General features: G+C 64.7%; 9 protein-coding genes. 6 read left to right on the top strand and 3 right to left on the bottom strand.

Annotated elements, in window-relative coordinates:
- The first annotated feature begins 22 nt into the window (after nt 1-22).
- From M9902_RS01880 to M9902_RS01890, 3 genes are all read left to right on the top strand, one after another.
- Complete coding sequence (locus tag M9902_RS01880) at nt 23-1237, top strand: hypothetical protein (protein WP_297220789.1); 1215 nt, start codon at nt 23-25, stop codon at nt 1235-1237.
- A gap of 68 nt (nt 1238-1305) precedes the next feature.
- On the top strand, nt 1306-2382 hold the full coding sequence (gene mutY / locus M9902_RS01885) for an A/G-specific adenine glycosylase (protein WP_297221007.1): 1077 nt from the start codon (nt 1306-1308) through the stop codon (nt 2380-2382).
- Complete coding sequence (locus tag M9902_RS01890; RefSeq protein ID WP_297220790.1) at nt 2379-2651, top strand: oxidative damage protection protein; 273 nt, start codon at nt 2379-2381, stop codon at nt 2649-2651. The genes mutY and M9902_RS01890 overlap by 4 nt, the downstream gene beginning before the upstream one ends.
- Before the next feature lie 43 nt (nt 2652-2694).
- Here M9902_RS01890 and M9902_RS01895 read toward each other — a convergent pair whose 3' ends face one another.
- Nucleotides 2695-3102, bottom strand: a complete 408-nt coding sequence (locus tag M9902_RS01895) for a DUF6491 family protein (RefSeq protein ID WP_297220792.1) — start codon at nt 3100-3102, stop codon at nt 2695-2697.
- Nucleotides 3103-3431: 329 nt separating this feature from the next.
- Here M9902_RS01895 and thrA point away from each other — a divergent pair, with 329 nt between their 5' ends.
- Genes thrA through thrC form a run of 3 tightly spaced genes read left to right on the top strand, consistent with a single transcriptional unit; the run spans nt 3432 to nt 8169 of the window.
- Nucleotides 3432-5918 carry a bifunctional aspartate kinase/homoserine dehydrogenase I gene (gene thrA / locus M9902_RS01900; RefSeq protein ID WP_297220794.1) on the top strand — a complete coding sequence of 829 codons (2487 nt, stop codon included), beginning with the start codon at nt 3432-3434 and terminating at the stop codon, nt 5916-5918.
- Nucleotides 5915-6841 carry a homoserine kinase gene (locus tag M9902_RS01905; protein ID WP_297220796.1) on the top strand — a complete coding sequence of 309 codons (927 nt, stop codon included), beginning with the start codon at nt 5915-5917 and terminating at the stop codon, nt 6839-6841. The genes thrA and M9902_RS01905 overlap by 4 nt, the downstream gene beginning before the upstream one ends.
- Nucleotides 6838-8169 carry a threonine synthase gene (thrC, locus tag M9902_RS01910; protein WP_297220798.1) on the top strand — a complete coding sequence of 444 codons (1332 nt, stop codon included), beginning with the start codon at nt 6838-6840 and terminating at the stop codon, nt 8167-8169. Before M9902_RS01905 ends, thrC begins: the two co-directional genes overlap by 4 nt.
- Before the next feature lie 408 nt (nt 8170-8577).
- On the opposite strand, the gene M9902_RS01915 is transcribed toward thrC, so the two are convergent.
- Together M9902_RS01915 and M9902_RS01920 are read right to left on the bottom strand one after the other, a co-directional pair.
- On the bottom strand, nt 8578-10110 hold the full coding sequence (locus M9902_RS01915; RefSeq protein WP_297220800.1) for an RHS repeat-associated core domain-containing protein: 1533 nt from the start codon (nt 10108-10110) through the stop codon (nt 8578-8580).
- Between the two features lie 182 nt (nt 10111-10292).
- Nucleotides 10293-14444: an RHS repeat-associated core domain-containing protein gene (locus M9902_RS01920; RefSeq protein ID WP_297220802.1), complete on the bottom strand. Its 4152-nt coding sequence runs from the start codon at nt 14442-14444 to the stop codon at nt 10293-10295.
- Between the last annotated feature and the right edge of the window lie 6 nt (nt 14445-14450).

Consider the following 14450-nt stretch of genomic DNA (forward strand, 5'->3'; position numbering starts at 1 on the left):
GCGGCTGGCGGTGAGGCTAACGGTGCGACTGGCCCTCGCCTTGGTGATCTTGGCGCTGATCGCCGGCTGGCTGCTGCAACCGCAGCGCGCCGGTCCGTTTTTGCTGAAGCGGATCGGCCTGGCGCTGAACCTTGAAATCACCGCGCGATCCTTAGATTACCGCCTGCGCGGCACGCCGCAAATAGTGTTGGTCGACTTGGTAGCCCGCCGCCCCGGCGACACGCCGCTGCTGCGTGCCAAACGCGTGTTCGTGTCGTTGCCGTGGCGCACCCTGCGCACGGGTGGCGATGACTTCACCGTGCGGCGCATCGAACTGGATGCGCCAGTGCTTGATCTTCCGGCCCTGCAGCGTTGGCTGGCCACGCGCCCGCCCAGCGGCCCCGTTCGCATCCCGAGGCTGACCAATGGATTGCGGGTTCGCGACGGCCGCATCGACAACGATGACTGGCGCATCGATGGCCTCGCCATCGACCTGCCGACCCTGCACCCGGAGCATTCCGCGCAGGCAAGGGTGCGCGGCCGTTATCTCGATGCCCCGATCTCGATTCCAGCCGACCTGTCCATCACCGTCGCCCAGCCCAGCGGTCTGCTGGCCGGTACGCCCACCCAGGTGACCGGTCGCGGCCAATTGACCTTGGTCGAAACCGACGGCTGGCGCGTGCCGGCGCAGGTGGTCCTGAGTGGGCCGCTGCGGATCAGCAAGGATTCGGCGCTGCTGCAACCGGCCAAGCTCGGTATCGCTGCGCACTATGAATCGGGTGCGACGCGTGCTCCGTTCCGGCTGGGCCTGTACGGGCCGATGGCCTTCAACAACGCGCTCTGGCGCTTCGTGCCGGTGACGGTTGTGCTGGCGGGCGAAGGCGCGATCCCGTCCGCGCAGGCCCGCGGCAGCCTGTCGGTGGGACGCAGCCTGACGCTGCATCTGGACGGCGAACTGGCCGCGTGGCCGCAGGCATGGCCGACGCTGCCGGCGCCGCTGTCGGCATCGAAATCTTCCCTGCCCTTTGCCCTGGATTACAAGGGCGCGCCGGCTTTCTCGGATCCCGCATCGCTGTCTTTGCGGCGTGACGCCACCGCGCTGGCGTTGCAGGTTCGCGTGCCGGAAATCCTGACCTGGCTGGACGCCGCGAGCACCGGATCGCCGCTGCCGCCACTGGCCGGCAAGCTGACGGCCCCACGCATCGAATTCGATGGCGCGACGCTGGAAGGCGTCGAAATCGAAATGAGCGTCGAATGAGCAGGCAGGCGAACAAGGCCGCTGCGGCGTCTGCGGATCAACCGTGCATGCGGCGCGCGACGCGGGCGATGCCTTGCCCTCCGGTTTCGACCAGCGATGCGAGCAACGTCATCCCCGAACGCCTGCTGGAGTGGTTCGATCGCCACGGTCGCCACGACCTGCCCTGGCAGCATCCGCGCACGCCCTATCGGGTCTGGCTGAGCGAGGTCATGCTGCAACAGACGCAGGTATCGGTGGTCATCGACTACTTCAACCGCTTCGTCACCGCCCTGCCCGATTTGCCCGCCCTTGCAGCAGCGCCGCAGGATCAGGTGCTCGCGCTCTGGTCCGGGCTGGGCTACTACGCCCGCGCCCGCCACCTGCACACGGCGGCGAAACTGTGCGTGCAGCGCCACGCGGGCGAACTGCCGCGCGACATCGACGCACTGCTGGCCCTGCCCGGCATCGGCCGCAGCACCGCCGGCGCGATCCTGTCGCAGGCCTGGAATGATCCGGCGCCCATCCTCGATGGCAACGTCAAACGTGTGCTCTGTCGCGTATTCGGTATCGACGGCTGGCCGGGTACGCCCGCCGTGGAGAAGCAACTATGGTCGATTGCCGAAACGCTGCTGCCACGGGAACGCCCGGCCGACTGGACCCAGGCCCAGATGGACCTGGGCGCCACCGTCTGCACCCGCGCCAACCCCGACTGCAAGGCCTGTCCGCTGCGCGAAGCCTGCGTCGCCCGCGCACAGGGCCGCACGTCGGAGTTGCCCGCGCCGCGAGTCGCCCAGCCGTTGCCTCTGCGCGAGGCGCACATGCTCATCCTGCACGATGGCGACGGCCGCGTGCTGCTGGAGCGGCGCCCGCCGGTCGGGCTGTGGGCCTCGCTGTGGTCGCTGCCCGAGCAGCCCGATCTGGAACAATCACGGCGCTGGTACCACCGCCACTTCCAGTCCGGTTTCGACCACGCCCAGCCGCTGCAGCCGCTGCTGCACGGCTTCAGCCACTACAAGCTGAAAATCCAGCCGCTCGTGATCGCTGTCAACGTCGAACGTGCCGTCATCGCCGACAATGGTCAACTGCGCTGGACCACGCCCGCCGAACTGTCCGGGCTCGGCCTGCCCGCCCCCGTGCGCAAGCTGCTGCAGGAGCCCAAGGCATGACGCGCAAGATCCACTGCGTCGTCGACGACATCGAGACCGAAGGATTGGACTACCCACCCTGGCCCAGCGCGGCCGGGCTGCGCGTCTACCGCGAGGTCGGCAAGCCGGCGTGGAAGCGCTGGCTGGCCCACCAGACCATCCTGATCAACGAATACCGGATCCATCCGATGAACCCGGAGCAGCGCGCCTTCCTGGAACGGGAGATGCTCAAGTTCCTGTTCGAAAACAGCGTCCACATGCCGCCGGGCTACGTTCCGAAGGACGATTGAGCGATCCGGCAAACAGTGCGCAATCCGCGGCGATTTCGCGTGCTCAGCGCTGTTCGCGCAGCCGCTGTTCAGCCGCGCGCAGCGCCGACAGGTCTACCGGGCGGATTTCCTCGATCCGGCAGCTCAAGGTGGATCCGACCACTTCCACCATGTCGAAGCGTGACAGCACGATGCCGCCGGATGGGGAGACCCGCAGGGCATTCCCGCTGCGGTTGAATCGCAGGCACGGCCCCGACAGCGTCAACAGCCAGCGCTGGCCCGGCCGCAGGTCAAGTGCAACGTGCTGGTCATCAACCCGGTCCCAGCCGACCGGAGTGGTGTAATTGACCCGCTGCACCGGTTCGCCGGAGTGCTCCTGGTACATGGCCAGACGCTGGCTGTCGGTGAGGTTGTAGCTGGCGCACGCCGACAAGCCCAAGGCCATCATCGCGGGAATCATCCAGGTTTTCATGCCACGTCTCCATCCGGCGGGTGGTCAAATCATCCGCGCTCGATCCCCAACGGCAGCTTAGCCATGAGGGGCGCACGCGCAATCCGCCGTCACTGTTTTCCACGCATTCATCATTTCCGCGCCAGCCGCTTGACAGCCCGTGTCGCAGTGCAGCACAGTCTGCCCATGTTCCGTCGCATGACCACCACCACGACCACCACCACCGGCACCCCGCCGGTGCGGTCGCTCATGCCTGGATAAGTCTTCACCACCAGACATCGGCCCCGCAGCGTAGAGGCGGGGCGCGGATCCCGAACTCGAGCGCAGCGCGGGCCTCCACCGGAGGCTCCATGGATTCTCTCGCGTCCGCACCCATCCTCGTCAGCTGCCGTGCGCACAAGTTCGGCGGCAGCTCCATGGCCGATGCCGGCTGCATCCGCCGCGTCGCCGACCTGCTGCTCGCAGACGCCTGCCCGCGGCAAATCGTGATCACTTCCGCCATGCAGGGCACCACCGATGCGCTGGTTGCACTGGGCCGCGCGGCCACGGCCGGTACCGACTGGGCAACTGGCCTGCACGCCGTTCGCAGGCGCCACCTCGAAACCGCGCAGGCGCTGCTCCAACAGCCGGAACCGGCGCAGGCGCGGATCGACGCGCTGTGCGATGAACTCTCCGACCTGCTGCGGGCCGCCGCGCTGCTGCGCCAGCCCGGCCCCACCGCGCTGGCCCGGATCCACGGCATGGGCGAACTGCTGTCCACCAGCCTGCTCAACGCCCACCTGCGTGAACGCGGGGCCGACTACGCGCTGCTGGACGCACGCGAGGTGCTGCGTGTTCGTCACACCGAGCTGGGCGCGGTGGTGGACCACGCAGCCAGTGCCGCCCTGCTGTCCGACTGGCGCACGCGCAACCCGCAGCCGCGCGTCAATGTGACGGGCTTCATCGCCAGTGACGAGGGCGGACTGCCGACCACCTTGGGCCGCAATGGCAGCGATTATTCGGCGGCGATTTTCGCCGGGCTGTTCGAGGCCGACGAGCTGAACATCTGGTCGGACGTGGACGGCGTGCTGTCCGCCGACCCGCGCCTCGTGCCGGAAGCGGTAACGCTGCCGACGATGAGCTACAGCGAAGCCTGCGAGCTGGCCTATTTCGGGGCCAAGGTCATCCATCCACAGGCGTTGGCACCGGCGATCGCGCGCGGCCTGCCGATCCGCATGCGCAACACCTTCGCCCCCGACCAGCCCGGCACCCGCATCGACGCCTGCGGCGAACCGTCCGGTTCCGGCCCGGTCAAGGGCTTGACCTTGAACCACGACCTCGCGCTGGTCTGCCTCGAAGGCGCCGGGCTGATCGGCGTGCCCGGCACCGCCGAGCGCACCTTCGGCGCGCTGCGCGCCGTCGGGGCGTCGGTGGTGATGATTTCGCAAGGCTCCTCGGAACATTCGATCTGCTGCGTGGTGCACGCCGAACAAGCGCAGGCGGCACGCGCGGCGCTGGCCGCGGCGTTCGACCGCGAACTGGCCGGCGGCCAGGTGCATGGCGTCACCGCCTGCACCGGCATCAGCGTGCTGGCCGCGGTCGGCGACGGCATGGCCGGAACCCCGGGCGTGGCCGCGCGCCTGTTCGACGCGCTGGCGCGGGCGCAGGTCAACGTGCGCGCGATCGCCCAGGGCGCATCGGAGCGCAACATCTCGGTGGCGATGAGTGCGGAAGATGCCACCCGGGCGCTGCGTGCGGTGCACGCGGCGTTCTGGCTGTCGCCGCAGACCATCGCGCTGGCCGTGATCGGCCCGGGCAAGGTCGGCGCCGCCCTGCTCGACCAGCTGGAAGCGGCGATGCCGCGCCTGCGCCGCGATGCCAACATCGATCTGCGCCTGCGCGCCCTGGCCACCCGCTCGCGGCTGTGGACGATCGAGCACGGCGACGGCAGCGGCTGGCGCGCCCGCATGCAGAGCGAACCCGAACCCGCCGATCTCGACGCCATCGCGCCGCACCTGCACGCCACCCACCTGCCGCACAAGGTCATCCTCGATTGCAGCGCCAGCGACGCCGTCGCCAGCCGCTATCCACACTGGCTGGCCGCCGGCATCCACGTCATTACCCCCAACAAGCAGGCCGGCGCCGGCTCGTTGGAACACTACCGCGGCATCCGCGCCGCCTGCTCGCACAGCGGTGCGCGCTTCCGCTACGAGGCCACGGTCTGCGCCGGCCTGCCGGTGATCTCGACCCTGCGCGATCTGCTCGACACCGGCGATGCACTCATCGCCATCGACGGCATCTTCTCCGGTACCCTGGCCTGGCTGTTCAACAAATTCGACGGCAGCCAGCCATTTTCGGAACTGGTGCGGCAGGCGCACGCGCTGGGCTACACCGAACCCGATCCGCGCGACGACCTGTCCGGCACCGACGTGGCGCGCAAACTGGTGATCCTCGCCCGCGAAGCCGGGATGGCGCTGTCGCTGGACGATGTGGAGGTGCAAAGCCTGGTGCCCGAAGAACTCCGCAGCGCCGACCGCGAGGCCTTCATGGCCGGGCTGGAAGCGCTGGATGCGCCGATGCGGGAAGCGCTGAAACAGGCGCGTGCGCAGGACAGCGTGCTGCGCTACATCGCGCGTCTGGATCAATCCGGCCACGCCAGCGTTGCGCTGCAGGCGGTTCCAACCGACCATGCCTTCGCCCACCTGCGCCTGACGGACAACTGCGTGTCGTTCACCACCCGCCGCTATCGCGACAATCCGCTGGTCGTGCAAGGCCCCGGCGCCGGTCCGGACGTCACCGCCGCCGGGGTGTTCTCCGACCTGCTGCGGCTGGCCGCCGCGCTCGGAGCCCGGCTGTGAGCGCCGCCGTCGCGAGGGCCTTCGCGCCGGGGTCGGTTGGCAACGTCGGGGTCGGCTTCGACATCCTCGGCCACAGCATCGCCGGCATCGGCGATGTCGCCAGCGTGCGCCGCATCGACACGCCCGAGGTGCGGATCGCGGCCATCCGTGGTTGCGTGACGGAACTGCCGCTGGCGGCAGCACGCAACACCGGCGGCGCCGCCCTGATCGCGCTGCGGCAGGCGCTTGACCTGCCGTTCGGTTTCGAGATCGAACTCGACAAGGGCATTCCGCTCGGCTCCGGGCTGGGGGGTTCGGCGGCCTCCTGCGTGGCCGCCCTGGTTGCTGCCAATGCCCTGCTCGACACCCCGCTGTCGGCGCAGGCACTGTACCCGCACGCACTGACCGGCGAGTCCGCCGCCAGCGGTGGCCGCCACGGCGACAACGTCGGTCCGATGTTGCTCGGCGGTCTGGTGCTGACTACGGCCACCGACATGACGCCGGTGCGCGTACCGCCGCAATGGCACGCCGCGGTGGTGCACCCGCACGCGATCCTGGAAACCCGTCGAGCGCGCGAGGCGCTGGCCGGCAGCTACGCCCTGCGCGAGTTCGTGGCGCAAAGCGCGAATCTTGCCCAAGTCCTGCTGGGCTGCGAGCGCGCCGATCCGCAGCTGGTTCGGGCCGGCCTGTCCGACGTGCTGGTGGAGCCACGGCGGGCGCCACTGATCGCGGGCTTTGCCGAGGTGAAGCGGGCGGCGCTGGAGGCCGGCGCGATGGGCGCCAGCATTTCCGGCGCCGGCCCCAGCGTGTTCGCCTGGTGTGAAAGCCTGCCGCAAGCACAGCACGTCGGCGATGCCATGCGTGCCGCCTTCGCCGCCAACGATTTGCCCAGCGACCTGCTGTTGACCCCCATCGCCGGCCCGGCCGCAAGAGTGCTGCCATGAAGGCCTACAGCACGCGGGGCCAGGCGCCCGCCATTCCCATCGCCGAAGCGATCGCCGCCGGCCTTGCCGCAGACGGCGGGCTGTATCTGCCGGAGCAATGGCCGCAGTTCAAGCCTGCCGATTTTGACGGTGTCGGCACCCTGGCCGAGATCGGGTTGCGCCTGCTGCGGCCGTTTTTCGAAGGCGGCGCGCTGGAAACCGCGCTGCCGGGAATTTGCGAACGTACGCTTGCCATCGATCCGCCGGTGGTCGCATTCGGAAACAAAAGTGACTTTTTGCTGGAGCTGTTCCACGGCCCGACCGCCGCCTTCAAGGACTACGCCGCAGGTTTTCTTGCCGGCTGCCTGTCCGCCCTGCCCGGTGGCGACCAGCCGCTGACCATCCTCGTCGCCACCTCCGGCGACACCGGCGCGGCAGTGGCAGCGGCATTCCACAATCTCCCGGGATTTCGCGTCGCCATCCTCTATCCCGACGGCCGCGTCGCCCCGCGCCAGGCCCACCAGCTCGGCAGCTTCGGCGGCAACGTGCGCGCGCTGCGGGTGGACGGCAATTTCGACGACTGCCAGCGACTGGCCAAAACCCTGCTGGCCGATACCGAGTTCCGCCGCAGGGTGCCGCTGGGCTCCGCCAACAGCATCTCGCTGGGCCGCCTGCTGCCGCAAACCAGCTACTACGCCCACGCCGCGCTGAGCCATTGGCGCAACTCCGGAACCAAGCTCAACTTCGTGATCCCCACCGGCAATCTCGGCAACGCCCTGGCCTGCGTGCTGGCGCGGCGCATGGGCCTGCCGATTGGCGCCATCGTGTTGGCCAGCAATGCCAACAGCGTGCTGCCGGAATTCTTCGCCGGCGCCGACTACGCGCCGCGGCCCGGCATCGCCACCCTGGCCAACGCCATGGACGTGGGCGCGCCGAGCAATTTCGAGCGACTGCAAGCCCTGTACCCGGATCCGGCCGAATTGCGGCAACAGCTGCGCGCCGAAGCGGTCTCCGATGCGCAAATCCGCGCCGCCATCGCGCGCAGCCTCGCGCAGCGCGGTCAGATCATCTGCCCGCACACCGCCTGCGCCGCCGAAGTGCTCGACCGCCTGCGCGCCAGGGGCGAGTCCGGCGACTGGGCCGTGGTCGCCACCGCCCACCCAGCCAAATTCCCGGACGTGGTCGAGCCGCTGATCGGCCGCCCGGTGCCCGTGCCCGCCAGCCTCGCCGCCATGCTGGCCCGGCCCAGCCACGCCGATCCCCTGCCCGACGCAGTCGAAGCGCTGAAAGTCGCGCTGCTGTCCAATGCAAAGCCGCAAAAGCCGGCATTGTCTGCCGGCGACGGTTGAAGCCTAATTGTCCCTGACACCATTATTGATTATTGCTGGAAAACCCAAACCATTCCGGCGCTTTCCTCTTAGCGAACATCAGCCATGATACAGTCAAAAATAAGTAAATCAAAAGAGGCACTCCGCCCCGTGCGTCGTATAGAAAATCAAACGCCCTACAGATAAATTTAGTTTCGCATACACGCCCAGACAAATACCAGTAGTCTACTCCAAGTCCAATTAATAGATTGAACACAAGAAATGAGATAATTAATAAGAAAAACATAATAACAATTGATATAATCAAAAATCGAAGCCTGCGCTTCAGGAATTTACTCCACTTAATCACAAAAACAATTGAAAGCCAGAGCGGGGATAAGAAAAATACATATGCAAACGCCCAAACAACAATATCCATAAAATACCCTCTTAATTATTGGGCGCTCTTTCGTTCGCATTATTAATTAGCGTGTCAATTGTTGGGTAATAATCTGCCAGCCCCGGATATTGACGGAAAGCGTCATGCAGAAAATTTCTCAGCTCACTCTCATTAAGAGGCGTACCGTCTGACAATCCAGACTGATAGCCCTTAGACTCGTACATATCCTGAAGTTGCGGATCAAATTGAGCAGCCTTTATTCTATTGCCCTTACCTTTCACATCGCACAAACCAGAGCTAAGATTGAGTCCGTCAGCTGCTTTACCTATACGACTTATCGCCCTACCCAGACTTCCAAATCTCCCTATGACTGTAGATCCGAACTCGTTGGCGTACTGAAGTGCTGTTCCTGAAAAAGTCATTCTATATCTCATTCCATTTGCCGTTCGAATTGCATATATCTCGAACAATCCAAACGGGTCAATTAAGTTAACCGAATTCCCACCTACATACTCATACGTATTCACCCCACCCGCCAGCCCAATCGGATCACTCTGCAAATACCGCCCCGCATCCGCCAGATACTCCCGATAGCCGTTGTGCCAGATGCCCGATTCGGCATCAAAGTACTGGCCGGGGAAGCCGAGGTTGATCCCGCCAATGCTGTCTTGTTTGACGCTGCGGTCGAAGGCAGTATTGCTGGCCTGCCAGACGATGGTCTTGCTGCTGTTCGTGGCCAGTTGCGGCCTGCCCAGATGGTCGTTGTGCAGGTAATAGATCTGGTTGTTTCTGACCATCGCAATCGGCTCGCCACCGTTCCAGAGATAGCTGGTCCACTGGTTGTTGTTGTTCTCCGCCAGCAATTGGTTGAACCCCGCATACGCGTAGCGGCTGGTCGTGCCGGGCTTGCTCTTGCCCATGCGCTGGTCCAATGCGTTCACGGTGTAGGTGGTCGTGGTGCCGGTGCGGGTGTGGCTGGCCAGCCGTCCGAAGGGATCATAGCCCAGGGTGTTGGCTTGGCCTGCGGCATTGGTGAACGCGGTGATGTCGCCGTTGGCATTGGTGGTGTAGCTGCGGGTCAGGCCGCTGGTCGATGATTGCAGCAGGCGGTTGCTGGTGGATGCGTAGCTGTAGGCCGTCGTATTGGCCGGGCTGGTGTTGCCCGCGTTGCTGCGGTTGCCTACCGCGTCATAGCCGAAGCTGGCGCTATTGCCGCCGGCCAGTGTGGCGCTGGTCAGCCTTGAGAGCGCATCGTACTGGTACTGCTGGCTCTGGTCGGCATCCACGCCATTGGTGATGGCGGTGATGCGATCTGCCGAATCGAAGCCGTAGGTCAGGCTTTGCAGCGGCAGGGTGTCGCGGGTGCTGATGCCGGTCAGGCGACCGTCGCTGTCGTAGTTGCTCTGCCGCCACAGGCCGTTGCCGTACAGCAGGTACAGCGGCGGGCCGAAGGCTTGATAGCCGGTGAGGTTGGCCACCGTGGTGGTGACGCCATTGACCGTGGCGGTGATCGTCGCCAGATGCCCGTCGGCATAACCATAGCCCGCGCTGATGCCGCTGGAGTTAATTGTCCCTGACACCATTATTGCGTTTTTTCGTTTATCCCATCATTCCCTATATCGACTCTTTGCAATTGCAGCCAATGCAACGGCCGCTAAGGCATACATGCCCGCCTCCAGCTGCCTTCCCAGCAGGAACATGGTTGCAGCCACTATTGCCCATCCTGCGCTTCCGGCGACAATCACTGATTTCATTGTAGAGGGTTTCATTGGAGCGTTTGGATCCCACCCAACCCGCACATGAGTCCTGCCCCTGTTTCGTATATACCAAGGACGGCACCACCCAAGCCCAATACAAATGCTCCGGCTGGATTATCGACAAAAAAGGCCGCACTCGACCCTACAGAACTAAGGAACGATACCACTGGGGATGGCTGCGGCACGTATTTCATGCATGCTACCCAATAGCCCGTAAATGTTGTCTCAGAAATCGGTGCCTTCTTTTCCTCTTCCTCAGGACACAAGCCAAACGAATCAATTCGATTGACCGGATTCCCACTGACGTAGGCAAAGGTATTGATCCCACCCCCCAGCCCAATCGGGTCGCTCTGCAAATACCGCCCAGCATCCGCCAGATACTCCCGGTAGCCGTTGTGCCAAATCCCCGATTCGGCATCGAAGTACTGGCCGGGGAAGCCGAGGTTGATTCCGCCGATGCTGTCCGTTGTGACTGTGCGGTCGAATGCTGAGTTGCTGGCCTTCCACACGATGGCCTTGCTGGCGTTGGTCGCCAGTTGCGGGCGTCCCAGGTGGTCGTTGTGCAGGTAGTAGATCTGGCCGCTTCGCACCATCGCAACCGGCTCACCACCGTTCCAGAGGTAGCTGGTCCACTGGCCGTTGCTGTTCTCGGCCAATAGCTGGTTGAATCCCGCATACACATAGCGGCTGGTCGTGCCGGGCGTGCTCTTGGCCATGCGCTGGTCGAGTGCGTTCACGGTGTAGGTTGTCGTGGTGCCGGTGCGGGTGTGGCTGGCGAGGCGTCCGAACGGATCATAGCCCAGCGTGTTGGCTTGGCCTGCCGCATTGGTGAACGCGGTGATGTCGCCGTTGGCGTTGGTGGTGTAGCTGCGGGTGAGGCCGCCGGTGGTTGATTGCAGCAGGCGGTTGCTGGTGGCTGCGTAGCTGTAGGCCGTCGTATTGGCCGGGCTGGTGTTGCCCGCGTTGCTGCGGTTGCCTACCGCGTCATAGCCATAGGTGGCGACGTTGCCGCCGGCCAGTGCCGCTTGGGTCAGCCGTGACAGGCCATCGTACTGGTACTGCTGGCTCTGGCTGGCATCCACGCCATTGGTGATGGCAGTGATGCGGTCTGCCGTGTCGAAGCCGTAGGTCAGGCTTTGCAGCGGCAGTGTGTCGCGGGTGCTGATGCCGGTCAGGCGGCCGTCGCTGTCGTAGTTGCTCTGCCGCCACAGGCCGTTGCCGTACAGCAGGTACAGCGGCGGGCCGAAGGCTTGATAGCCATCCAGCGTGGCCACCGTGGTGGTGACGCCGCCCACCGTGGCCGTGATCGTCGCCAGATGGCCGTCGGCATAACCGTAGCCTGCGCTGATGCCGCTGGGGTAGCCGATGGTGGTCAGCCTGCCCATGCCGTCATAGGCGTAGCTGGTGGTGTCGGTGACGGTGCCGGTCTTGTCCTTGCGGGTGGCGATCTGGCCCCACGGCGTGTAGGTGAAGCTGGCCGTGGTCCCCGTGCCGCCGGTCTTGACGGCAGTGCACAGCAGGCCTTTGCCGCTGGTGCAGGTGTCGTAGGTGAAGCTGCGGGTCTGGCTACCGCTGGCCTGGGTCTTGAGCCGGCCCAGTGTGTCATAGGTGTAATTGGTCAGGCTGAGGTCGGCTTTCTTCGTCTGGAGCAGTTGCCCGACCGCGCTGTAACTGAAGGTAGCGGTGCCGGTGTCCGGGCTGGTCTGGCTGAGCAGATTGCCCAGGCCGTCGTAGCTGTAGCTGGTGGCGTTGTTCCGGGCATCACGCACCTGCGCGGTCTGGCCCAGCGCGGTGTACTGGATCTGCGTGGTGCCGCCCGCCGCATCGGTGATGGCCGATACTCGACGACGGCGGTCGTGGGCGTAGCTGGTGGTATTGCCCTGCGCGTCGGTGGTCTGGTTCAGATCGCCGTTGGCGTCGTAGTGGAAGGTCGTCACTTGGCCGTGTTCGCCGTGCTGCTGGCTCAGGAACCCACCCGCATCGTAGACGTAGGTGGTGCGTTGGTGGAGGTCGGTGTAGTCGAACGGAATCGGGAAGCTATGACCGCCGTCGCGTATCCCCTGGAGCAGAGACGGCATCGGGTCTATCCATCTTCCCGTATACCGCGTGCTGCGCTCGACCGTTGTCGGCTGCGAGAGCAGGTTGTAGGTGAACGTCTGTCGCTCCGTCGTCACTTCGTTGATGGTCTCCGGATCGCCGTCTTCGGAGGCATAGCTCTTGTACACCGACGTCACGCGCCCATACACGTCATAGCCGGTGTCAACCCAGTTGCCGTCCGGCAGGGTCACCCGCACCGGACGCCCTTGGGTATCGTAGGTCGTTGCTGTCACCTGCGCTGCACCATTGACCGTGCGCGCTTCGGTCAGCACCTGCCCGCGCGCGTTGTAGGTGTACTGCGTGACCGCCCCGTTGGCCGTGGTCATCTTTCCCGGCTGGCCCAGCGCGTTGTAGTTGGCGTAGGTGACGGTATGGTTCAGGCTATTCTTCACCGTCAGCAGGTTGCCGGCGGTGTCGTAGCTGTAGGTGAGGGCATCGCCACTGCCCGCCAGCGGTCCGTCCACCGTCATGCTGGCGACCATGCCGTTGGGATGCAGGGTATAGGCGTAGCTGGTGGTCAGCGTGCCGACATCGCCGCCGCCCTGATTGCTGACGGTGACGGATTGCAGCAGGCGCGCGCGGGCGTCACCGTCGGGGTAGTAGGCATAGCTGGTGGTATTCAGCGGCTGGTTGGTGCTGCTGCCATAGACCTTGATCTGGTTCAGTCGGCCCTTGCGCACGGCATCCCAGACGTATTCGGTGATCTGCTGCTGGTCGGTCTCGCCGTTCGGGCCGATCCCGGTGGTCTTGCGGGTCAGGCGGTCGTCGGCGTCGTAGACGTACTGCGTCTGCACGCCGTACTGATCTTTCTCCGAGGTCACATTGCCATGGGCGTCGTAGAACGACTCGGCCATGCTGCCCGAGCAGGTCGGCGACGGCGGCCGCTCCACGCCGACGATCCGGCGCGCGCCGTCGGCTGCGCTGATGTAGTAGGTTGTGGTCTGGCCGAGGGCGTTGGTGACGGCGGTGGTGGTGTCCGTGTAAGCGAACGTGCTGCGCTCCACGCCGTTTTCCAGCCCCGACCACGCCACCTGCCCATCGGCCTGGTAGGCATATCGGGAATAACGCTGGCCGTTGATGGAGATGCCGGTGAGCCGGCTGGCATCACGGGAATCTTCATAGTGATAGCTGCGGGTGCCCAGATTGTCCGGATAGGTGACGCTGGCCAGATACCCGGCACCATTGTAGGTGTACGAATACACCTTGCCGTTGGGGGCGGTAATGGCGCCGACTTTGCCGTTCGTCCACGCAAACGACAGCGTGCGCCCGGAGGTGTGGGTGATCGTCGCAAGCGCACCGCTGCCGTTGTAGGCGTAGGTCAGACCGATGCCGCGTTCGTCGAGAAGCGTGAGGGGTTGCCCGGCACCGTTGAATTGCCACTGCCGTCCGTCTGGAAATTCCACACGCCAGCTTGAACCGTCCTGCACGATGCTCCTGGTTTCCGACAACCACACACCGCTCCCGGCAGGCGTGAATTTGATCGCGCTCGCACCATCGGCAAGGTAGATATTGGCCACGGCAACTTGAGAACAGGCGCGGATGCTGCCCAATGTTCCGGAGCATTGGCTGCCGTCAGCGTATTCAAACACCAGCGTGTGTTCGAAGTTGCCTGACCAACTCCTCCCAAAGACGCCGAGATACCCTTGTGACTTGCGGTAGGTGCGGAACACTGCAAGCACGCCCGAATCCGCAGGAAGGAGGATATCCGGTTCGAACATGAGCTTGTCGCCGGTGGGAATTTCGACCGGTCTCCCGGTTATCTCACATGAATCGGGCAAGGAGCTTTCCTTGACCGCGAGGGCGACTTCAACCTCGTTCTGGCGATCGCTACCAGCACCACCACTGCCCGGAAACAGGAAAGTATCGTTGAAACCGTTGGAAGAACTCCTGCCGAGCATGCGTTCGAACTCGGAGGCGTCTGATCCTTCTTCCCACCAGCAAGTTTTGATTGTCGTAACCTTACAGCCGATCGGTCTTCCGTCTACCGTCATCTGACAGACGTTCTCTTGATCGTATTCACATACTTGGTGAACCGCCACCGCCTGCCCACTTGCCAGCAACAAACCGAG

The organism is Thermomonas sp., assembly GCF_023953935.1.
Taxonomy (GTDB): Bacteria; Pseudomonadota; Gammaproteobacteria; order Xanthomonadales; family Xanthomonadaceae; genus Thermomonas.